The 22,683-nt window shown below is 62.9% G+C and carries 18 protein-coding genes; 10 read left to right on the forward strand and 8 right to left on the reverse strand.

Features of this window, described 5'->3' with window-relative positions; all coding sequences use genetic code 11:
• Window positions 1–30: 30 nt before the first annotated feature.
• The 4 genes from AC56LN_RS03325 (at window position 31) to AC56LN_RS03340 (ending at window position 2,844) form a co-directional block, all read left to right on the forward strand.
• On the forward strand, window positions 31–759 hold the full coding sequence (locus AC56LN_RS03325) for an RNA polymerase sigma factor FliA (RefSeq protein ID WP_343027940.1): 729 nt from the start codon (window positions 31–33) through the stop codon (window positions 757–759).
• Window positions 741–1,484: a flagellar motor protein gene (locus AC56LN_RS03330; RefSeq protein ID WP_482899843.1), complete on the forward strand. Its 744-nt coding sequence runs from the start codon at window positions 741–743 to the stop codon at window positions 1,482–1,484. Before AC56LN_RS03325 ends, AC56LN_RS03330 begins: the two co-directional genes overlap by 19 nt.
• A gap of 9 nt (window positions 1,485–1,493) precedes the next feature.
• On the forward strand, window positions 1,494–2,249 hold the full coding sequence (gene motD, locus AC56LN_RS03335) for a flagellar motor protein MotD (protein WP_499569930.1): 756 nt from the start codon (window positions 1,494–1,496) through the stop codon (window positions 2,247–2,249).
• Window positions 2,250–2,328: 79 nt separating this feature from the next.
• Window positions 2,329–2,844: a hypothetical protein gene (locus tag AC56LN_RS03340; RefSeq protein WP_332532430.1), complete on the forward strand. Its 516-nt coding sequence runs from the start codon at window positions 2,329–2,331 to the stop codon at window positions 2,842–2,844.
• 1 nt (window position 2,845) lies between these two features.
• Here the strand turns inward: AC56LN_RS03340 and AC56LN_RS03345 are convergent, their stop codons facing one another.
• From AC56LN_RS03345 to AC56LN_RS03365, 5 genes are read right to left on the reverse strand one after another with little or no spacing between them, the layout of a single operon-like run.
• Window positions 2,846–3,112, reverse strand: coding sequence for a PAAR domain-containing protein (locus tag AC56LN_RS03345; RefSeq protein WP_499569931.1), 267 nt, complete (start codon window positions 3,110–3,112; stop codon window positions 2,846–2,848).
• A 26-nt stretch (window positions 3,113–3,138) separates the two neighbouring features.
• Window positions 3,139–4,956, reverse strand: a complete 1,818-nt coding sequence (locus tag AC56LN_RS03350; protein ID WP_499569932.1) for a type VI lipase adapter Tla3 domain-containing protein — start codon at window positions 4,954–4,956, stop codon at window positions 3,139–3,141.
• On the reverse strand, window positions 4,953–7,190 hold the full coding sequence (locus AC56LN_RS03355; protein WP_499569933.1) for a T6SS effector phospholipase Tle3 domain-containing protein: 2,238 nt from the start codon (window positions 7,188–7,190) through the stop codon (window positions 4,953–4,955). The genes AC56LN_RS03350 and AC56LN_RS03355 overlap by 4 nt, the downstream gene beginning before the upstream one ends.
• Window positions 7,191–7,199: 9 nt before the next feature.
• Window positions 7,200–10,016, reverse strand: coding sequence for a type VI secretion system Vgr family protein (locus AC56LN_RS03360; protein ID WP_499569934.1), 2,817 nt, complete (start codon window positions 10,014–10,016; stop codon window positions 7,200–7,202).
• A gap of 5 nt (window positions 10,017–10,021) precedes the next feature.
• Window positions 10,022–10,942, reverse strand: coding sequence for a M35 family metallo-endopeptidase (locus AC56LN_RS03365; protein ID WP_499569935.1), 921 nt, complete (start codon window positions 10,940–10,942; stop codon window positions 10,022–10,024).
• 372 nt (window positions 10,943–11,314) lie between these two features.
• Between AC56LN_RS03365 and AC56LN_RS03370 the strand changes: the two genes are divergently transcribed.
• The 6 genes from AC56LN_RS03370 (at window position 11,315) to rfbC (ending at window position 19,284) form a co-directional block, all read left to right on the forward strand.
• Window positions 11,315–13,498 carry a putative bifunctional diguanylate cyclase/phosphodiesterase gene (locus AC56LN_RS03370; RefSeq protein WP_499569936.1) on the forward strand — a complete coding sequence of 728 codons (2,184 nt, stop codon included), beginning with the start codon at window positions 11,315–11,317 and terminating at the stop codon, window positions 13,496–13,498.
• A 460-nt stretch (window positions 13,499–13,958) separates the two neighbouring features.
• Window positions 13,959–15,209, forward strand: coding sequence for a spherulation-specific family 4 protein (locus AC56LN_RS03375; protein ID WP_499569938.1), 1,251 nt, complete (start codon window positions 13,959–13,961; stop codon window positions 15,207–15,209).
• 661 nt (window positions 15,210–15,870) lie between these two features.
• On the forward strand, window positions 15,871–16,947 hold the full coding sequence (gene rfbB, locus AC56LN_RS03380) for a dTDP-glucose 4,6-dehydratase (RefSeq protein ID WP_499569939.1): 1,077 nt from the start codon (window positions 15,871–15,873) through the stop codon (window positions 16,945–16,947).
• Window positions 16,944–17,849: a dTDP-4-dehydrorhamnose reductase gene (rfbD, locus tag AC56LN_RS03385; protein WP_499569941.1), complete on the forward strand. Its 906-nt coding sequence runs from the start codon at window positions 16,944–16,946 to the stop codon at window positions 17,847–17,849. Before rfbB ends, rfbD begins: the two co-directional genes overlap by 4 nt.
• Window positions 17,846–18,739, forward strand: coding sequence for a glucose-1-phosphate thymidylyltransferase RfbA (gene rfbA, locus AC56LN_RS03390; RefSeq protein ID WP_499569942.1), 894 nt, complete (start codon window positions 17,846–17,848; stop codon window positions 18,737–18,739). Before rfbD ends, rfbA begins: the two co-directional genes overlap by 4 nt.
• Entirely contained in the window at window positions 18,739–19,284 is a 546-nt protein-coding gene (gene rfbC, locus AC56LN_RS03395) for a dTDP-4-dehydrorhamnose 3,5-epimerase (RefSeq protein WP_499569944.1), read from the forward strand. The genes rfbA and rfbC overlap by 1 nt, the downstream gene beginning before the upstream one ends.
• A 33-nt stretch (window positions 19,285–19,317) precedes the next feature.
• On the opposite strand, the gene AC56LN_RS03400 is transcribed toward rfbC, so the two are convergent.
• The 3 genes from AC56LN_RS03400 to nhaA are packed head-to-tail and all read right to left on the reverse strand — an operon-like array spanning window position 19,318 to window position 22,572.
• On the reverse strand, window positions 19,318–20,022 hold the full coding sequence (locus tag AC56LN_RS03400) for a potassium channel family protein (protein WP_482899832.1): 705 nt from the start codon (window positions 20,020–20,022) through the stop codon (window positions 19,318–19,320).
• Window positions 20,015–21,343, reverse strand: coding sequence for a TrkH family potassium uptake protein (locus tag AC56LN_RS03405; RefSeq protein WP_499569945.1), 1,329 nt, complete (start codon window positions 21,341–21,343; stop codon window positions 20,015–20,017). The genes AC56LN_RS03400 and AC56LN_RS03405 overlap by 8 nt, the downstream gene beginning before the upstream one ends.
• Window positions 21,340–22,572: a Na+/H+ antiporter NhaA gene (gene nhaA, locus AC56LN_RS03410; RefSeq protein WP_499569946.1), complete on the reverse strand. Its 1,233-nt coding sequence runs from the start codon at window positions 22,570–22,572 to the stop codon at window positions 21,340–21,342. The genes AC56LN_RS03405 and nhaA overlap by 4 nt, the downstream gene beginning before the upstream one ends.
• Window positions 22,573–22,683: the final 111 nt, after the last annotated feature.

Genomic DNA, 22,683 nt, shown 5'->3' on the forward strand with positions numbered 1-22,683 from the left:
CGACATATAAAGAAAAAGACATACGCCAGCATGTATACGGTCAAAGGGAAAGCGGACAAGAATTCTTTGCTGACGGAGCATATGCCGTTGGTAAAGCGTCTTGCCCACCACATGAAGGCGAAGCTGCCGCCTTCGGTGGAGGTCGATGACCTGATCCAGGCCGGCATGATCGGTTTGCTCGACGCGATCAACCGCTACGAAGACGACCACGGCGCGCAGTTCGAGACCTACGCCGTGCTGCGCATCCGCGGCGCAATGCTCGACGAGCTGCGCGCCAGCGACTGGATGCCGCGCAGCACGCGCCAGAACATGCGCAAGGTCGAGGGCGCGATGCAGTCGCTGCAGCAGCGCCTGGGCCGCCCTCCCAGCGAATCCGAAGTGGCCGCGTCGCTCAAGATCTCGCTCGACGAGTACCAGGACATGCTGGCCGACTCGGGTGGTCACCAGCTGCTGTACTACGAAGACTTCCACGCCGACGAAGGCAGCGACAATTTCCTCGACCGCTATGCGGTGGACGATGCCGACCCGTTGCGCAGCCTGATGGAAACCGATTTTCGCCAGGCCGTGATCGATGCGATCGACAAGCTGCCGCCGCGTGAAAAACTCCTGATGGGCCTGTACTACGAAGAAGAACTGAACCTGAAGGAAATCGGCGCCGTGATGGGCGTGAGTGAATCGCGGGTGTCGCAGCTGCACACCCAGGCCGTCGCACGTTTGCGCACCACCTTACGGGAGCAATTATGGACTGGGCCAGCGTAATCGGCCTGGTGCTGGCAATCGCCGGCATCTTTCTCGGTTATACCCTCGACGGCGGCAAGTTCTCGTCGTTGATCCAGCCTGCCGCATTTGCCATCGTGGTGGTCGGCACCTTCGGCGCCGTGCTGCTGCAAAGCGAGACCCGCACCTTCTTGCGCGGCATCACCATGTTGCGCTGGGTATTCGTGCCACCGAAAAACGGCCGCCAGAAACTGTCGCGCGAGATCGCGCTGTGGAGCCTGACGGCGCGCCGCGACGGCTTGCTGTCGCTCGAACAATTCATGAACAAGGCCGACCCGTTCGTCGCCAAGGGCTTGCGCCTGGTGGTCGACGGCATCGCCCCCGACAAGGTGCGCAGCCTGCTCGAACACGAAATCAACGGCTACGAATTCGCCCAGCGCCAGGCGGCGCGCATCTGGGAATCGGCCGCCGGCTATTCGCCGACGATCGGCATCCTGGGCGCCGTGCTGGGCCTGATTCACGTGATGGAAAACCTGTCCGATCCGGCCCGTCTGGGTTCCGGCATCGCGGTCGCGTTTGTCTCGACCGTGTACGGCGTGGGCATGGCCAACCTGTTCTTCTACCCGGTCGGCAACAAGCTCAAGGCCATCGTCAGCGACAAGGTGTCGCAGTACGAGATCCTGGCCGAAGTCTTTTCTGACCTGGCCAGTGGCGACCATGGCCGCGTCGTGGACGAACGCGTCGCCAGCCTGCTCACGCACCACTAACCCACCACCATGGCCCGCAAGCGCTACGACGACGATGTCTCCACCGAGAACCACGAGCGCTGGCTGATTTCGTACGCCGACCTGATCACACTGCTGTTCGCGTTCTTCGTCGTCATGTATGCCATTTCCATCGTCAACGAGGGCAAGTACCAGGTGCTGTCCGATGCGCTGGGAAATGCATTCGGCGGCCGCGGCGCGGCCACGCAGGTCAACACCAATGTCGAGCCGGTACTGCCGCTGTCGCACATCATCAACCGCCGCCGCAACGAAGCGGCGCGGCGCGAGCAGGAAAAAATGGGCGTGATGGCGCGCGAACTGTCGGCGACCTTGCTGCCGCTGGTGAAGTCGGGCCAGGTGCGGGTCATCCAGAACGCGCGCGGCATCAGCGTCGAGATCAACGCCAGCGTGCTGTTCCCGCAGGGCGAAGCAGTGCTGGATGGCGAAGGCCAGGAAATCCTGGCGCAGGTGGCCGGCCTGCTGAGGAACGACACGCACCGCATCGAGGTCGAAGGTCACACCGACGACCTGCCGATCGCCAATCCGTTGTATCCATCGAACTGGGAACTGTCGACAGCGCGCGCGAGCAGCGTGGTGCGGTTGTTCGCCGCCAACGGCGTGCCCGAGGTGCGCCTGTCTGCGATCGGCTTTGCGGCGACGCGGCCGGTGGCGCCCAATTCCGACGAGGCCGGCAAGGCGCGCAACCGGCGCGTGGCGGTGATGATCCTGGCGGCGCTGCCCGAGACCGGCGGTAACATACTTCCGTGAATGTATTGTTGAAATCATGTCATAATCGACTGGCAGCGTCACGCGGGTGACGCCTGCCGTGAATCCTCGAGGAGTCGCAATGCATGTCAAACGAAGCTCGCCGGCGGCCAAGCTGGCAATGGTGCTGTCGCTGGTCGGCCTGGTTGGCGTGGTCAAGGCCGTGGAGGCCAAGGTGAACGTCCAGCACCGGCTTGAGGTCGAAACCGGGGCCGGCAAGGTGAAGGTAAGGGTGCTGATCGAAAACCGGGGCGACGTACCGATATGGATCCCGCGCGAAATCGCGCTGGGCGACGATCTGAGCGCCCCCCGTTTTGCGCTGAGTTCACTGACGGACACGGTCGCCTACACGGGCCGCATGGTCAAGCGCGGCCCGCTCGGGCCAGCCGATTATCTCGAGGTCAAGCCGCAGACGACCTACCTGAATACCCTCGACATCACGCAGGCGTATGCGTTCAAGCCAGGCCAGCACAGTTACGAGATCCGCTACGCCGGCCCGTGGGTGACGGATCTGCGCAAGCTCGACGCGGGCGGGATCAAGAGCAGCCCGGCGCTGCCGGTGAAGTTCTCGCACACGGTCAGGATGGCCGCGCGCTGATTCACGGCGCCTTGCAGTTGGTGGCGCTGGCGATCAGCGTCGCGCCACAACTCGTCTTGTCGCCATCGAAGGCGATCAATTTGCCATCGATTTTATGTTGTGCCGAGCCGCTGACGATCTTGCAGCCGTTGTGACCCTTGACGGGGCAACTGCAGGTGTCGCCCACGCACGCTACCGGAATTCCTCCCACCCTGACATGCCGCGCGCTGACGCTGAGGACCTTGCCGCCATGCGAGGTGGCGTCGCCGAGCCTGATGATATTGCGCATGATTGAGCCTTTTCCTGGATGGTGATTCAGTCGGATGCGGTGTCGTGTTCGGGGTGTGCGTCTGCGTTTGCGCCCAGTACTGACGCCACTGTCGGTGGCTTGTAGTTGTCCGGATCGATCGACGGGTGCACGATATGCTTGAAGATGTTCGCGCCTTGCGCCTCGCGTCGTTCCTTAGTCGGCGGGCTGATGAACACGATGCTGGCGCCGGCCGGGTCGCGCAGATTGATCGCGGCCGAGGCGCCGCCGTCGATGTAGCTGCCCATCACGCCAACCGCCATCTGCACGAAGAAGGTCGCGGCGCCGGTATTGCCCATGCGGTGGTCGGTATCGATGAACTGCGACGTCTTGCCGGTGTCGATGTCGGGGCCACCCTGCGCGGCGTACGCGTGCAGCGTGCCTGCCAGCGCGATCTTCTGTTCGGTGTCGTGGTTGAACGCCGCGATGATGCGGGCCGGGCCTGCGGCGCGCTGCGCTTCGGGCAGCGTCTGCAGCGCCTGCTGCCAGCCGGCTTCCAGCAGCTTTTGACGCGCATCGCGGCGCTTGACTGGCTTGCCTTGCTCATCCTCGAACTTGACGAACACGGGGCGGTGGATGAAGCCCATCGAGGGGAGGGCGTCGAAAGCAGCGAGCTGGTTGCGGTTCCAGGGGACCGGGAACCACGGGGTTGGCTTCCAGTCTTTTGGCGGCGGGTTGGCCCAGCGTTTGTAGTCGTCGAGCAGCGTGCTTTCGGGGCGGTCGAAGACCGGGTGTTTGGCGAATTTGGCGGCGGCGGGGAGCCATTCGGCGACGGTGGGTTGTCTGGTGATGCCCGGAAATCTCTCAGCCACTCTGGCAGGTATTGGCACATTGTCTTGAAGTTGGTAATACATCTTGCGCAGCGTCTCTTGCAGATAATCGTTGTCTGGGTCGTTCCACGCATAGGGGCGCAGTGGCTCAACCCTTTCACGTCGAGCTAGGACGAAGACGGTACTGGCATCGGTATATTCTGGAATGTAATGACCATCTCGAACGCGAAATTCTCTGTCGGCCGCTTTCCCATAGTCACGACTTGAATCGCTGTCCGTACTAAGCAAAACGAGATACGGAAGGTCGGGGTTTGCATCGAAAAATGTAAATGCTTGCTCCAGCAGTTGGTCGGGGCGTTCGCCGATGCGCCAAGGACCGATTGCAAACAGATGCCATGCCATGCCGGTACCTTCTGCGTTACCTGCCAATCCGGCCATCGGCCAGGTTTCACTTGGCTGCTTCGCAGGGTCGTCCATTGGGCCACGTGCATACATTGATGGAACGCCCCAAAACATCGGTGACGCATCTGCACCGTTTTCCAAAGCATCGTTGGTGCGATTGCCAGTCTGGCCGCTCTTGGCCGTTCCGGACCATGGGTACTTGTCGGGGTCAGTCTCGCGAACGCTCGTATAGGGCCCCCCTTGTTGCAGCACATTCCATAGTTTGCCCTGGCGGTACTGTTCGACCGTGACGCCCAGTCCCAGCACTTCGAGCACGTATTCGCGTCTCAACTGTTTGGATGTCGCAGCGGAGTTCAGTTTCTCTAGCTGTTGCGTTTTCAGCTGCCATTCACGTGCGCGGCTATTGGCTGCATGCGCGTCGACCAGCCACTTGCCACCAAAAAGGGTGGTCACTAACAGAAGAGGAATACCAAGCCATCTAACTTTATTCATTGTCGAACCCATGTCGATATTCAGAAGGTCAGGATGCAAGACCCAAATATCAAAAAGCATCCACAGTAACGCTAGAACTGGATATGCAATTAGCGCTCCCAGCACATATTTCCATGCCCTGTAGTGCTCGTAAGTGATGCTATTTTTTGATGTGCTGCTCATGACTTCCCTTTCGATTGGGATGCCATTACGCGAGCGCCCGATATCGTCTCGGAAATAACGATGTCCCATAATTTTCCTGTCAATAGCGGCAATCCTTCTGGAAGAACACCACGGGAATAATATTTGGCATTGCCTTCGATCGTCTGCTTACGCCAATTGGGTTCACCTGCAAGGTATGCATGAAACAAGGTGAGGAATTTGTCCCAAGTGAATATCCCGTCTCGCGGCTGCCCATCGGTGTCCATAATCTTGAGCCGCCAATCCGCCACTGCGCACAAATATGCGTAAAACGTGGGATCACTCACCGCCTTGCCGCTTCCAATCGATAAGTCGTATGCAGTGACCTGCCGATGATTCTTGCTACTTGCGAAAATCACGCTATGAAACGATTTAGGACTCAGCTCTTTCTGCCAGCGCAGCCTTGCCGCATTAGGGCTTTCTTCTATCTGCGCCTTGATCGCACCATTGGCGAAACGTTCGCCTGACACTATGCGTTCCCTATCCTCAGGGTTAGTATTGCCGGGACGCTTGACCTGGTTGTACGCGGCTTCCAGCTGTTTAAGATCAGACTCCACGACATCGCCGGTCCTCCATGACCGCAATGACGCAATGACAGTCGCCTGTAGTCCTTCATCCCTGACCTGAAGACCTTTATTGCTTGTCACGGCGGTAGCGGCATCAATTGCATCGACTTCTTCGCAAGGCCCACGATCCTTGGGAGTGACCCGGGCGAGCATGGAATGTGCTGGAATCTTGTCTGCATCGATTTGATTGCCCACAATGTCCGCTTTGCATGGCATCTTGAGCGCCTCTCCATTGATCGTCCTGACTCCCCGCCGGTCGATTTCCTGCTCGATCGTCGCTGATGACGTCACCGGTAATGACTCGCGCAGGGTGCGGCCGCTTGCCGCAACGTGGGCATGGTCGTCTTCGTTCGGTAGCCTCAAGATGAAATCGTGCGGCGCCTGACCTACTAGCACTGGCGCGGCCTTTCCCGTCCCTGGATGTGATCGCAGCTTTGCTGTGAACACCCTCTGACGGAAGGCAAAGCCGAGCTCGCCAAGAGCCTTGCGCCGCCGCGGCGGAGGCGCATCGTCATGACTCTTTGCGTAAGCTCTCACCTCTTCTGAGGTGATTACATTTGCAACGGTATCCGGCACGCCTTGCCAGCCAATGCCGCGCATATTGTCGAGTGCGACCGTCATATCCTCTGGGCTGAAATATAAGTAGACCTTGCCCCGGTTGTCTCGGTCAGAATTCGGTTTCCAGCGGGCATGCACCATGCCGCCGGAGTCTGTTTCACTAATGCGGGAAAATACCGGCGAGGTTGTCTTGGACTTCGCGACGCCTGTAACGATATTGACCAGCGTATCCAGGCGAGCCCTGATCGTTTGTCTGTCAGAGATCAGGTCATAGAAATTGCTCATGGCTCCGTCCATATCGCCCTTGACGAATGCGGCAGTCCGCATCGACATGCCCATCCCTTGATCAAGGCTATACGGTGGATGCGTCAAAATCAGTGTATCCGCCGTACGCTCACCGATCTCCATAAGAAAAGCCTGTGCCAGCAAACTGATCAAACAACCCTGGCTGTGCGCGACGATGTTGACAGTGTCAGTGGGCTCATACTGGCGAATCATCGCGACCAGCGCTGCCAGGCGTCGCGCAGCAAGCACCATGTACATTCGTCCCGGTCCGGTCTTGACAGGTCGGAGCGGGTCACCGGCCGGATCGAATGGCGCATAGATGCCCTTGTTCCACATGTCGGGCAGCGTGCTGGTGGCATTGCCGAACGGGCCGCCTCCTTTGGACAGATCCTTGTCGAGGCGATTGCCGTTACGGTCCGTCTTCTGGCCATTCACGGTCTTCGTCAGATTGCCCACCTCACGAAAACCCCAGTAAAACGGAATCACCGGACTATCCGTATCGGGCGCCATGTCGCGCTTGAAAAACAACGCATCAGGATCATCCAGCAGCGTCTCCTTGTCCTTTGCGCCAGGCATCCGGTACGTCCCAGGCTTGAACTTGCGCAGCAGGCGATCCTGCAGTCCCGCGCACAGCCCTTGCTCGACTGCGCCATAGCTGGTGCCAACATCGTTTACGCCGTGTACCACGATGATGTTGCAGGGTTGCTCCCGCGGCACATCGACAACCTTGTCGCTGATGCGACAGGGTTGCAGCAGCGCGTTGTCGCGTTTGATGACGTATTCACTTTTCGGATATTTGCTGGCCATCTCGTTCTCCTATTGGTCTTCGCCACCGCGCGACAGCACGATCTCGGCCATATGCATCGCATCGCGCGCCATCAATTCCGACTTGCCCTGCGCATCGCTGACACCCTCAAGACCCGTGCCATCACTGAGCGCCACGCGCATCTTCATGTCCTTCACCAACGCCCCCAGCGGCTCGGCGCAGTCGTCGCCCGCAACGCCCCGCGGATAGCGCAGTTCCAGTTTCTGGTCCGCACCGCCAGCGCCAAATGTCGGGAACTGCGCCGCCATCGATTCAGGTCCGTCGAACGTGTAATCCGGCGCATGAAATTGCAAAGGCGCCTTGCTGCCCAGCACGGGCGGGCCATCGCCCAGCTTGAGGAACGAACCGTCAGCAGCCACCAGCAGAATGACCTTGCCCGTGACCGTCACCGTGCCCTCCGTCGCCGTGAGCTGCATGTTCTGCGCCGATTCGATGGCCGTGTCGTCCTGCTGGCTTTGCATCAGGAGCTTGCCGTTGTGGGCGATCGCATGCAGCCCGCCGTGATGTGCGAACAGCGACAGCCCCTTGCCGGCGTTGACCGAGAACCGCTGGCCCGCAGTGAATTGCATGTGCTGCTGCGCGGCCGTGTCGACGTTGGTGCCCGCGTAGCTGACCACGGCTTTCGAGCTGGCAAAGCCGATCCCCGCCGGGGATGTCACGGCGATCACCGGTTCGCCCGGCTGCGTCGCTTCCGGCTTGGTATTGCTGCCGTCTTCCCACGTCGTGAAGCGCGCCAGCAGTGCTTCTTGTTCGGCCGTGTCGATGGCCAGCCCGTTGTGCTGCACTGCGTAGTTGCCCAGCGACGCGCACAGTTCGCCACAATCGCGTAGCAGGCCCAGGTAATCGTCGCGGGCCAGCTGCGCACCCTTGTCGCCGGCACCGCCCAGCAGCTTCCAGGCGCTGAGCAGGATGCCGCGCGCCGCGTGCAGTGCAATGGCTTCTTCGGTGCGTAACTCGGCACCTTCGCCGCGCGCCCTGGCATTGCCTTCCTGGCGCGGTTCGGTCAGGTAGCCCAGATTGAGTTCGCTCGCCCCATGGTCGCTCGCCAGCTGCGCGCTGATCTGCCCGGCCGTGTCATCGAGCCGCAGCTGGTTGCCGCGCTGGCCGTGGATTTCGCGGCTGCGCAGGCCTGATTGAAAGCGGTTGGCGGGCAGACCACCTTCGCGCCGGAAGGCGGGAGGCGGGGCGGCGCCGTTGTAGACCTGGGCGATGATGACCGGCTTGTCAGGATCGCCACCGGCGAATGCCACCAGTACCTCGGCGCCCACGGGCGGCAGCAGGCGCGCGCCACACTGGTTGCCGCCGCCATTACCCGCCCAGCCGGACGCGACGCGTACCCAGGCCGAGTCGCGATCCGAACCCGACGCGCCGGCGCCATCGGCATGTGCGTGATCCTGCGCGCGGGTTGCCGGGAAGCGGATTTTGACGCGCCCCAGGTGATCGCACCACACGGCCTCGTCCTTTGGTCCGACGACGATCGCGCTCTGCAACTGCGGCTGCGGAATCACTGGTGGTGGCGGCACGATCCGCACGCCGCGGCGCACGCAGCTAAAGCGAGACCGGTAGCGCAGCGCGTGATTGGTGTCGCCGAGCCGGGCGGTGTCCCAGCCGCTGCGCGCAAACAGCCGTTCGACCTGGGCGTTGATGTCTGCCGGCAGGTTGTTGGTGGTATCGATGCGCTGCGCGGTTACCACGAATTCGCGCTGGTCGGGCTGGTGCTTGTCGATCTCGGGATGGCCCGTCAGACCGAACCACTCGCCAACGGCCAGGTCGCGCACCGCGCCTTCGCCATGGAAGCACTTGGCGATAAACTCGTGGTGCGCCACCAGCGCATCGCTGATGGCCAGCAGGTCGGCGCGGTTGTCGCCACGATGCGGCGCCGTCACCTGATAGTGTTCCAGGCCGGCGGCCAGCGCGTTCCCGGTCTTGCCCTGGTCGACGCGTAGCGGCGAGCTGGTCGTTGCGCCGCCATTGGCAGGGTTCAGGTAATCCCAGCTGTGCAGCGACGTATGGCCAGGCACCAGCGTGCGCTCGGCGCTCCAGAGCGTGATCGCGTCGCGCTCCTCGGTCGCGTCGTCGCGCTGAAAGCGGATGGTGGCTGCCGCATTGCACGCCAGCGCCGTGTCATCATCGAACAGCATCAGCGTGTGGCCGATGCCGGCGGCCTCGCCGCCGGCCTGACTCTGCCGGTCGGCTCTGCCCGGGCGAACGAACCAGGCGATGCCGCGGCGCTGCATCAGGCGCCGCACGAAGCCGGCATCCGATTCGTTCAGCTGCATCGTGAGCGCGCGCTTCGGGAGCGTGCGGTTGAGCAGGCCGCTGGCGATCTCGAAGTCGAAGGTCGAGGCGATCACAGGATTGTTTCGTTGCCATTCCTTGAGGACCAGCTCGATGATCTCGAGCTCATTCCTGTCGCGGAAAACGCGTGTCGTTTGTGTCGCGTCCATCACCGACAACGCGTCGCGCACGGTCAGCTTGTAGCTCGCGATCCCGCCATCGCTGTGGCCTGATGCGGCCGCCGTGACGATCCCGCACAGCCTGCGCAGGTTGCCGCGATCGGTCACGATCTGCAGCTCGCAAGGCAGGCCGATGAAACGCTTCAGTTCGAGCGTTGCGCTTTCGGACAGGCACAGAATCTGCAGTTCGAGGCCGCCGCACACGGATTCGCTGGCGCTGGCGTAATGCGGCAGCAGCGCATTGACATCGGCCGCGCCGGGCTGGCCCAGCACCATGCGCAGGGGCCGGTTGTGCGTGTCGAGCCGGTAGCTGGCCAGGGCGGCGGCAAGGGTGGTGACAGGCAGTGTCATGTCACTCACTCCCCGGCAGCCTGTGACACGCTCGCCTGCGCCGGCGTGTTCTCGCCAAAATACTCATGCGAATCGGCGTTGTCGATCGCCCGCTGCGGCGCGCTGCGCGCCAGTTCCGCCGCGCCGGCCTGGCCGTACACGTGGTCGTCGGTGCCCGCCACCACATCGAAGTGACTCAGCTCGTGCAACAGCGTGCCGCCGCGCGAATCGGTCCCGGTCGTTGCTGCCGCCCAGAACGCCTTGCAGACCCAGACCGTGTACGGCCGCGCCGGATACACGTAGGCGAAATAGGGTTCGTCGCAATCGCAGTCGATCCTGACCGGCTTGTCCTCGAACGCCTCCCTGATCGCCGTGACATTGGCCGTGACCTTTGCGCCGCGCGTGGCATCCTGCGCCCCGAACCACAGCGCGTACCGCGCGCCATATGACGCACCCGAGGTCAAATAAGCCTGGCTGTCGGCCGCCATCGCGCGCCCGGCTGCCATCGCGGTCACCAGCTGCGTCTGCTGCGCCTTGCTGCAGTTGGCAAAGCCCGGGGCGGCGGCATCCTGCAGGATCGGCGTGCTGCTGCCCTCCACCCGGATCGTGACGCCGTTGGAAGCAAGCTCACCCACGACCGCGCCGGCAGTCGTGTCCGGCGCGTGCAGGGCCGGACTGCGATAGCGGATCGTGTAGCTGCCGGTGACGCGCATCTCGTAGAAACGCGACAGCTCGACCGTGTGCGTGAGCGCGGCGCCCGGTGCCAGTTGCAGGTAGTCGGCTGGCCCCGGCGCGGCGCGCTTGATGCGGCGGCCCAGGTAGCGCACCGGCTGGCCGTCGCGCTGCACCTCGAACAGCGGCGCCTCGAGGTCCTGCTGCGGCGTGCGCCAGCGCAGCAGGTGCCGGACCGTGTCCGACGTGTTGGTCAGCGTGACGGTCACCAGCACGTTGTCGCCGCGGCCAACCGCCGGCTGCGCCGGGCTCAGCGTGGCGATGACCTAGGCCTGCGCCGCGCCGGCACTGCACGATAGGGCGAGGGCGCCCGTGGCGCGCAATAGCGAAAAACCTGAATGCATGGTGGACTCCGGTTGGGTTCGACCGGATGACTCTCACCTCATTTTCTCTGCCCACATTGCGCTGCTGCAGCGGCAGCAACTGACCAACTTGCATCAGGTCAGTGACTATGCAGAAACCTCACACAAAATAACAACAGGAGATCGACAACCATCGCCTCCACGGCGCTGGTTTGCTATCATGCAACAATCGTATCCAACAAAAAAATAACACTCGATTACGTTGGATAGCCACAGGTGCTTCCCATGATGATCCACACGACCGAGACCTCCGCGCCGCCCCTTGTTGCGGCGGACGAACTGCACGCCACCGCCGCCGAACTTGCGCGGCACACCAGCGAAGCGCACGCACTGCGGGACGCGCATGCGCTGCTCGGTCAAAACCGCAACTACCTCGAGCAAGTGATCGACGGCATGCCGGCAGGCTTGCTGGTCATCGACGCCGAGTGCCGCGTGCGCTCGATGAACCGCATGATGGCCGAACTGATCGACGCACCGGAAGAAGCCGCCAGCGCCGGCCATCCGCTCGCGCGCTGGCTGCCCGACGCCGGCCTGGCCGCGCGGGTCAGCGACGCCCTGGCCACTGGCGCGCCGCAAGACCACGTGCTGGTCTCGCTCGATGGCCGCCCGGATGGCGTGCGCCATCTCGAATTCAATATCCGCCGCACCGAGCAGGCCGGCGGCTGCATGCTGCTGCTGATCGGCCAGGACATCACCTTCCGCCGCAAGGCGCGCCTGCGCCTGCAGGAAAGCGAGGAATTCTTCCGCCTGACCTTCAGCCAGGCGGCGGTGGGCATCGTGCTGCTGGGCCCGGACGGGCGCCTGCTGCGCGTGAATGGCAAGATGGCGCAGATCTTGGGCTACAGCGAAATCGAACTGCTGCAGCGCTTCTTCCAGCAACTGACCCACGTCGATGATTTGCCGGACGAACTGACGCTGGTCAGGCGCCTGCGCGACGGCGAGATCAGCGACTACCAGCGCGAACGGCGCCTGCTGCGGCGCGACGGCACGCCGATCTGGGTCAATGTCAGCGTCTCGACGATGCGCGACGCCTACGGCAACCAGCGTTTCATCGCCGTGGTCGAAGACATCTCGCGCCGCAAGGGCGCCGAAGAAGCGCTGCTGCGCGTGATCAACCACGACGCGCTGACCGGCCTGCCGAACCGCGTGCTGCTGCAGGACCGGCTCGAGCGCGCCATCGCGCATGCGCACCGCGCCGGCACGCAGGTGGCTGTCATGTTCATCGACCTGGACCGGTTCAAGCACGTCAACGACACGCTCGGCCACGATGCGGGCGACCAGCTGATCGTCGAGATCGCGCGCCGCCTGTCCGGCACGCTGCGCGAGAGCGACACCGTGGCGCGCCAGGGCGGCGATGAGTTCGTCGTCGTGCTGCCCGAGATGAACGGCGAGACCGATGCCGCACGCGTGGCCCGCAAGCTGCTCGACAACCTGTTCCAGCCACTGCTGCTGTGCGGACAAGAGGTATTCCCGACCGGTTCGATCGGCATCGCGATGTTCCCGCGCGACGGCACTGACAGCGCCACGCTGCTCAAATGCGCCGACAGCGCCATGTACGGCTCGAAGGGGGAGGGCGGCAACGGTTTCAGCTTCTACATGGCCGACATGGGCGCGCAGACCGCGCTGCACCTGCGCATGGAAAGCGAGCTGCAACGCGCGCTGCAGCGCCGCGAATTCGTGCTGCACTACCAGCCCGTGGTCGATATCGCCACCGGCCACCTGGGCGGTGTCGAAGCGCTGCTGCGCTGGCAGCCGCAGGGCAAGCCGATGGTGTCGCCGGCCGACTTCATCCCGCTGGCCGAAGAAACCGGCCTGATCGTGCCGATCGGCGAGTGGGTGCTGGAAACCGCGATGGCGCAGCAGGTGGCCTGGCAGCAGGGCGGCCTGCCGCCGGTGCGCGTCAGCGTGAACCTGTCGGCGCGCCAGTTCCTCGGCCAGGACGTGGCCCAGCGCGTCGCTGTGCTGCTCGAGAAAACGGGGTGCGACCCGCGCGCACTGACACTGGAAATCACCGAGAGCGTGCTGATGCAGAACCCGGTGGCGGCCACGGAAACGATGGCGCGCCTGGCCGCCATGGGCGTCCAGCTGGCGATCGACGACTTCGGCACCGGCTACTCCAGCCTGGCCAGCCTGAAGCGTTTCCCGATCCACAGCCTCAAGATCGACCGCTCGTTCGTCAGCGACCTGACCGACGATGCCGACGACGCCGCCATTGTCGACGCCGTGATCGGCCTGGCTCACTCGATGAAGCTCAACGTGATTGCCGAAGGCGTGGAAACGCCCGACCAGCTTGCCTTTTTGCTCGCCCATGGTTGCGACCAGATGCAGGGCTTCTGCTACAGCCGGCCGGTAGCGCCGGACGCCATCGAAGCGCTGCTGCGCGCGGCGCCTGCTGGCTCGGGCCAATAGACGGTCATTGCGCAAGCTGGCACGTCTTTATGGAAAGAGCTCGAAAGTAAAAGGTAACTAAAAACCAAAAAAACAACGAGATATAAAAGTATTTCGTAAGTCGTTGTACGCGCCGCGGCAACGTTATAAGCTTCAACACGCTATGAAGCGTTGTTTTGAAGTGGATTTTCGCTTCTTTGACTGTTGCGGGCGTAAGGTCCTGGCCCGGCACGGTCGGTATGAAACGAAAGTCATTCACAACCTGTATCAAACAGGCCTGTTGGCGAACAATGTGGCTGCCGCCAGTCGGCGCCCGCTCGCCTGAGTGAACGGCAGCGCACGCAGCGTGCGCTGATGGACCGGGACAAGTGTCAGTCACACCATTTGTTGATGCGTGCCTTCAATCCGCGCTTGATCTTCACGCGATGCGTCTGCCGGCGCTCACCCATTGATGTTCAGCGAATCATACAAAGGAAACAGTATGAAAAAATATGCACTTCTGAGCGCCATGTTGGCTTGTGTTGCAAGTGGCATCTCGACCCCGGTTCAGGCGCAGGCGGTCGCGACCAAGATAGGCGTCATCAGCTACTGGGGCACGAATGCAAGCCTGTACAACCAGCTACCTACCGGATCGCTGGCCTTGATCAACCCTGACAGTGGCATCTTTCAGGGCCAGACAACGACGTTGGTCCCCGATCTTGCTACCTATAAAAGCATCGTCGATCAACAGACGAGCCGAAACGTACGGCTGATAGGGTACGTCCCGACAGGTTATTTCAACCATTCCTGCAATCAGATGGGGGTCTGCCAAACCTGGGAGCGGATCGAAGCCCAGGTCCGCAATTATTTCCAGCAGATGCCTAGCATCAAAGGAATCTTTTTCGACGAAGCAGCCCCGGCGAACTGGAACTGTGCAACGTTCGTGAACGAATACCAGCAACTGCGAACCATCGTGAAGAAGTACCGTGCGGATGCAACGATTGCGTTCAATGCGGGCGTTCCAGACAATTGCGTGGTCACTGCAACACAGGCAGGCGAAATAGCCGTGCTGTTCGAGAGTGATACGTCCTCGTACACCAGCCAGGTCCAACAGATCACCAACGCAACGGCGACAGCACGCGCCAAAGGCGTGTTGACATGGCATCTCGTGCACTCCGTACCTGCGCAGGCGGATATGGAACGTGTTGTTCAGGAAATCAAGACCCGTGGGGCGGATTATGGCTATGTCACCAATATCGGCGGCAACTGGCAGGCTGGCGAAAACACGTGGGGAAGCTTGCCGCCATACTGGGCGCGAGAAACCGAGCTTCTGAATGGCAGCAGCACGGCAGCACCAGGCGTCAATTGGGGGAACCTGAACCGCAAGATCGTTAACAAAGCCAGCTATCTCTGCCTGTCGGCCACGAGTGGTCACGCGGAGCAGCAAGTTTGTACATCCGCCGCCAGTTGGGATCTGATCTACCAAAACGTCTCGGGACAGAATTTCTACAAGCTGAATTACGGCGGTCTGTGTCTGACAGCAGGGTCGAGCAACGGCAATGCGGTGACATGGGAAAGCTGCACGCTGGGAGATCGTCAGTTGTTTGCCATGAGAGAGGCTGGCGGACTGGTCTACTTCACTGCCAAGACGACAGGGTACGCCCTCACCATGGACACCAGCAGTGCAGGTTCGTGGGCAAGCGCCAGGCTATATAGCGCAGCTTCGAGCCAACAATTCTACTTCCAGGACTAGTCGTTTTTCAGGCTGATTTCAGGACACCAACGAGGCCGGCCTTGCCAAGGCTGGCCAATTTCCCGTAATGCGTCCTGCCAGCATTCCAGCTGGAAGATATAAGCGCAAGTGCGGCAGGGACGCCAGTCGCTACGGGAAAGTACATCACGCCACCGACGCAGCGACACTGATCATTCCCATGCAAGGCAAGCCTGCCCACGCGATTGCAGGCAGCGACTTCCTGTGGAAACCGATCATGCACCGCACCCGCTCGAGCAATTGCCACACCCACCGTACACTTCCTGGCCTGCCGGTCGGCGCTGACGCTGCTGCCATCGGCCAGTGTCGACCTGGCAATCATGGTCTTCGTCGAGTATCGCGGCACTGCTCAGCCAGAGCGCTGGCAGATCAGGTGGTTTTGAGGCGAATTTCATTTGAGCGGCATACTTGCCAGACAAATGTTAGTATTACCTCAACGAAACGGACGAGGCTATCCGGCATTGACAAAATACCTACAGTGCCGGGAAAATGTGCCGATATGTCACGTTTTTGCTATCTAGTCATCATAAAATAGTAGCAACAGTGCACGAATGGCCTCTGCCGTTCGTCCACGACCATTCCCAGGTTCGCACAGCGCCCAGGCGCCGCGCAGCCACCGATACCTTTACCAGGAACTGCAGGCATGACTATCCTCGTGACTGGCGGAGCGGGCTTCATTGGCTCGAACTTCGTCATCGACTGGCTCGCTCACCATGACGAACCCGTCGTCAACCTCGACAAGCTGACGTACGCCGGCAATCTTCAAAATCTGACCAGCCTGGAAGGCGACAGCCGCCACTACTTCGTGCGCGGCGACATCGGCGATGGCGCCCTGGTGGCACGTCTGCTGGCCGAGCACAAGGTGCGGGCCGTGCTGAACTTCGCGGCCGAAAGCCACGTCGACCGTTCGATCGAAGGCCCGGGCGCCTTCATCCAGACCAATATTGTCGGCACCTTCAACCTGCTCGAAGCCGTGCGCGCCTACTGGAACGGCCTGGACGAGCAGGCCAAGGCTGGCTTTCGCTTCCTGCACGTATCGACCGATGAAGTGTATGGCACGCTCGAGAGCGATGCGCCGGCCTTCACCGAGCAGCACCGCTACGAACCGAACAGCCCGTACTCGGCGACCAAGGCAGCGTCCGACCACCTGGTGCGCGCCTACCATCACACCTACGGCCTGCCGGTCCTGACGACCAACTGCTCGAACAACTACGGCCCGTACCATTTCCCGGAAAAGCTGATCCCGCTCGTGATCCACAACGCACTGGCCGGTAAACCCTTGCCGATCTACGGCGATGGCCAGCAGATCCGCGACTGGCTCTACGTCACCGACCATTGCAGCGCGATCCGTCGCGTGCTCGAAGACGGTCGCCTGGCCGAAACGTACAACGTCGGTGGCTGGAACGAGAAAGCCAATATCGACGTCGTGCGCACGCTGTGCGCGATCCTCGACGAACTGCAGCCGCGCGCCGATGGCGCGTCGTACGCGACGCAGATGACGTTCGTGAAAGACCGCCCGGGCCACGACCGCCGCTACGCGATCGACGCCGGCAAGCTCGAGCGCGAACTGGGCTGGCGCCCGGCCGAGACCTTCGACACGGGCATCCGCAAGACCGTCGAGTGGTACCTGGCCAATGGCGCCTGGGTCGAGAACGTCACCAGCGGCGCGTACATGGAATGGGTCGACCGCCAGTACACGCCAGAAAACGGCGCCGCATGAAGATCCTGCTACTCGGTAAGGACGGCCAGGTCGGCTGGGAACTGCAACGGGCGCTGGCGCCGCTGGGCGAACTGCGCGCGCTGGGCCGCGCCGAGGCCGATTTCACCGATCCCGAATCGCTGCGCGCCGTCGTGCGCGCATTTGGCCCCGACGTCATCGTCAATGCCGCTGCCTACACGGCGGTCGACAAGGCTGAAGCCGATGCTGCCATGGCGCACAACGTGAATGCCGTCTCGCCCGGCGTGCTGGCCGAGGAAGCTGCGGCCGGCAACGCCTGGCTCGTGCATTACTCGACCGACTACGTGTTTGATGGCACGAAAGAGGGCGCCTGGGTCGAAACCGACGCCGTCAATCCGCTGTCGGTGTACGGCCGCACCAAGTACGACGGCGAGCAGCGTATTGCCGCCACCGGCGCGCGCCACCTGATCCTGCGCACCAGCTGGGTGTTCGCACCGCGTGGCGGCAACTTCGCCAAGACGATGCTGCGCCTGGCCAAGGAGCGCGAAACGCTTAACGTGGTCGCCGACCAGCATGGCGCGCCGACCGGCGCCGAACTGCTGGCCGATGTCACCGCGCTGGCGCTGCACCGCATCGCCGCGCCGGGCACGGACGCGCAGCACCTGTCGGGTGTGTACCACCTGGCCGCTGCCGGCAGCACCACCTGGCATGCCTACGCCCAGCACGTGCTGGCGCAGGCGCAAAGCCATGGCGCCGAGCTCAAGGCCGGGCCGGATGCCGTACAGCCGATCGCGGCCAGCGCATTCCCCACCCCGGCCGCGCGGCCCGCCAATTCGCGGCTCGACTGCAGCAAGTTCAGCGCCAGTTTCGGCGTGCACCTGCCCGACTGGCGCCACCACGTCAACCGATTGATTGCCGAACTGTCGGCACAAGGAAACCTATGAGCAACGCTATGCAACGCAAAGGCATCATCCTCGCCGGCGGCAGCGGTACCCGTCTGCACCCGGCCACGCTGGCGATCTCGAAGCAGCTGCTGCCCGTGTTCGACAAGCCGATGATCTACTACCCGCTGAGCACCCTGATGCTCGGCGGCATCCGCGATATCCTGATCATCTCGACGCCGCAAGACACGCCGCGCTTCCAGCAACTGCTGGGCGACGGCGCGCGCTGGGGCCTGAACCTGTCGTACGCAGTGCAGGAGTCGCCCGACGGCCTGGCCCAGGCCTTCATCATCGGTGAAGACTTCATCGGCAATTCGCCATCGGCGCTGGTGCTGGGTGACAACCTGTTCTACGGCCACGATTTCAACCAGCTGCTCGAGCGCGCCGATGCCCGCACCGACTGCGCCAGCGTGTTCGCCTACCACGTGCAGGATCCCGAACGCTATGGTGTCGTGGAATTCAACGACGACGGCAAGGCCATCAGCCTGGAAGAAAAGCCGGCCAAGCCGCGCTCGAACTACGCGGTCACAGGCCTGTATTTCTACGACCAGAACGTCGCCAAAATGGCGCGCACGCTCAAGCCGTCGCCACGGGGCGAGCTCGAGATCACCGACCTGAACCGCATGTACATGGACATCGGCAAGCTCGATGTCGAGATCATGGGCCGCGGCTACGCCTGGCTCGACACCGGCACCCACGAATCGCTGCTCGACGCCGGCCAGTTCATCGCGACGATCGAACAGCGCCAGGGCCTGAAAGTGGCGTGCCCGGAAGAAATCGCGTATCGCAAGGGCTGGATCAACGCCGCCCAGCTCGAAGAACTGGCAGCACCACTGCGCAAGAACGGCTACGGCCAGTATCTGGTGCGTGTCTTGAATGAGAAGGTATTCTGATGCAAATTACTCGCTTGGCAATTCCCGATGTCCTGAAGATCGAACCGCGCGTGTTCGGCGACGACCGCGGCTTTTTCTTTGAAAGCTTCCACCAGGCCCGCTTTGAAGAAGCGGTGGGCCGCAAGGTGTCGTTCGTGCAGGACAACCACTCGAAGTCGACCAGCAACGTGCTGCGCGGTCTGCACTACCAGATCAAGCAGCCGCAGGGCAAGCTGGTGCGTGTGGTAGCCGGCAGCGTCTACGATGTCGCGGTCGACCTGCGCCGTACGTCACCGACGTTCGGCCAATGGGTCGGTGAAATCCTGTCGGCCGAAAACAAGGCCCAGTTGTGGGTGCCGGAAGGTTTCGCGCACGGCTTCGTCGTGCTGTCCGAAACAGCCGAGTTCGTCTACAAGACCACCGACTACTACGCGCCCGAACACGAGCGCTGCATCGTCTGGAACGACCCGAGCCTGGCCATCACCTGGCCGATCAGCGCGACACCGTCGGTCTCGGCCAAGGACGAGAAGGGCACGATGTTCGCCACCGCGGAAGTGTTCGAGTAACAGGCCAACCAGACCCGGGGCCCTGGCACGGCCCTAGCGCTTCCTGCCTTTCTTCTCGCCGCCGGCGAACAGCTCGATCTTCTTGGTCGGGCCCGACACGATCAACAGGTCGCCCGGCAGGATGCGGGTCTCGCCCAGCGCATGCTGGAAGTCTTCGTTGAGCCGCTTCACGCCCACCACCGTGACGCCGAAGCGCGCGCGCACGTGCGATTCGGCCAGCGTGATGTTGTGCGTCTCGGCCGGCGCATTGATCTTCGCGATCGCAAACCCGTCCTCGAACTCGATGAAGTCCATCAGCCGCCCGGTGATCAGGTGGGCCACACGCGCGCCCATGTCCGCCTCGGGGTAGACCACGTGATGGGCACCGATGCGCTGCGCGATCTGGCCATGCTCGGGCGTCATCGCCTTGACCCAGATATCCTTGATGCCCAGTTCGGACAGCACCATCAGCGTCATCAGGCTTGCCGCCAGGTCCGAACCGATGGCGACGATGGCGTGCGAAAAATCGGCCACGCCCAGCTGCAGCATCACGTTCTCGTTGGTCGAATCGGCCTGCACGGCGTGCGTGAGCCGCTCGCTCCAGAGCTGCACCAGCTCTTCCTTGCGGTCGATGCCCATGACGTCGTGCCCCAGGCGCATCAGCGATTGCGCCACCGCGCCGCCAAAGCGGCCCAGGCCGATGACGACGACGCTGTCGCCCGCTGAAAAAGCGAACTGTTCTGTGAAAATTCTACCCAACAATTGGATGGTCCTCCGGATAACGATAGGGCATGCGCCGCTTGCCCAGAACAAGTGACGTTGCGAGGGTGATGGTGCCGACCCTGCCGACGAACATGAGTAGCACCAGCACCACCTGGCCGGAGGCCGGCAGCTGGGCGGTGATGCCGGTGGACAGGCCGGCGCTGCCAAAGGCGGCGATGACTTCAAAGATAATCTGATCGGTCGGGAAATGCGAGATCCGCAGCAGCGCCAGCGTGCCCAGCGCCACGATCACGCTGCCCAGCACAAGCACGGTAACGGCCTGGCGCTGCGCCGCCATCCCGACCCGGCGGCCGAAGGCCTCGGTATCGGACTGGCCGCGCGCTTCGGCCACGACGAGCAGGACCAGGATCATGACGGTGGCCACCTTGACGCCGCCCGCCGTGCCCGCGCTGCCGCCGCCGATGAACATCAGCAGATAGTGCAGCGCCCAGGTCTCGGGCGTCAGCACGCTGTAGTCGACGGTGTTGAAGCCCGCCGTGCGCGACGCCACCGAAATGAACATGCTGTTGAGCAGCTTGTCGGGCGTCGACAGCGCGCCCAGCGTGGCGGCGTTGTCCCACTCGAACAGCAGCACCGTGGCGAAGCCGCCCACGAGCAGAAACAGCGTGCCGGTGAGGGTGAGCTTGGTGTGCAGCGACCAGTGGCGCGGATCGCGCAAGCGGTGGCGCAGGTCGTGCAGCACCGGGAAACCAATGCCGCCGACCACGATGGCCACCATGATCGGCAGCAGCACCAGCGCGTCGCTGGCATAACGGGTAAGGCTGTCGGCATGCAGCGAAAAGCCGGCGTTGTTGAACGCCGAGACAGCGTGGAAAAGGGCGCTCCACGCCGCATCGCCCCACGCCAGGTCGTGCCCGGCGCGCAGCCGCACGAACAGGATGGCGGCGATCACGAGCTGCAGCAGCACCGATACGGTCAGCACGACCCGGGCCACGCTGGCGATGTCGCCCATGCCCAGCGAGCGCGTCTCGGTCTGCGCGATCAGGCGCGTGCGCAGGCGCGACGAGCGGTTGACCATCAGGCCGAGCAGCGTGGCGGCCGTCATCATGCCGAAGCCGCCCAGCTGGAACAACACCATGATCGACGCCTGGCCGAAGCCCGACCAGTAGGTGCCCGTATCGACCACGGCCATGCCGCTGACGCACACGGCCGATACGGCCGTGAAGAACGCCACCATGAACGGTGCGCCCCGGCCGCTGGCGCTGGCCAGCGGCAGCATCAGCAGCAGCGTGCCGGCCAGGATCGCGCCTGCAAACAGCAGGACGACGACCCTGGCCGGGTGCAGAATGGTGGTCATGCCGCCCGCGATGGCCCGGTGTCCGGGGTCCCGTCATCGAAATCCATGGTGTCGGGATCGGTGTCGCCTTCGGCTGGCGCGCCGAACAGCTTGAGCCAGACGAAGCCCAGGATGCCCGCCGCCAGCGACGCGGCCAGGATTGCCATCTTCGACGCGTTGATGATCTCGGCCTCACCGACGAAGGCGAGGTTGGTGATGAAGATCGACATCGTGAAGCCGATCCCGCCCAGCAGGCCGGCGCCGATCACGTGGCGCCATGCCAGGTCGAGCGGCAGGCGGCACACGCCGAGCATCACGGCGGCAAAGGTGAACAGGAAGATGCCGACCGGCTTGCCGGCGACCAGGCCGGCGATGATGCCCAGGCTGTTCGACGACATCAGCTCGCCAGCCCAGCCGGCGCCGATCACGATGCCGGTATTGGCCAGCGCGAAGATCGGCAGGATCCCGAACGCCACCGGCGTGTGCAGCACGTGCTCCATCCGGTGCGCTGGCGACGCGGGATCGTCCTGCGTGTGCGAATACGGGATCGTGAAGGCCAGCAGCACGCCGGCAATCGTCGCGTGCACGCCCGACATCAGCATCAGGAACCACATCACGGCGCCGCCCAGCAGGTAGGGCCACAGCGCCAGCACGCGCAGGCGGCGATTCATCAGGAACAAGGCGACGAACATGCCCAGCGCGCCGGCCAGGTAGCCGACCTTGAGCTCGGCCGTATAGAACACGGCGATGACGATGATGGCGGCCAGGTCGTCCATCACGGCCAGCGCGGTCAGGAAAATCTTGAGTGACGCCGGCACGCGGCTGCCCAGCAGGGCCAGCACGCCCAGCGCGAACGCAATGTCAGTGGCCATCGGAATGCCCATGCCCGGCTGCGTGTGGGTGCCGCCATTGAGCGTAAAGTGAATCAGCGCCGGCACCGCCACGCCGCCGGCCGCGGCAATGATCGGCAACAGCGCGTTGCGCAGGTCGGACAGCTCGCCGTTATTCAGTTCGCGCTGCAGTTCCAGGCCAATCAGCAGGAAGAAGATCGCCATCAGGGCGTCGTTGATCCACAGCTCGACGCTCAGGCCGGCCAGGTTGATCTGCCAGAACGCCAGGTAGGGCGCACCCCAGGGTGAGTTGGCGACCATCAGCGACAGGATGGTGCACAGGATCAGGATCGTGCCGCCCGCCTTGCCGGACGCGGCGAATGCCTTGAACGTGTTCGATAGACGCTTTTCAATGCGCATGGTGGATCTCCAAAAGTGCTTGGGCGTCATCTGGCAACCCCCGTGTGAAGTGAGGCGGCGCAGCTGCTGCTGGCGTGCGAGTGGAGTGCGGCGTAAGGTGCAGGTGCATGG

Source organism: Telluria sp. ZT3P26 (assembly GCF_059686035.1).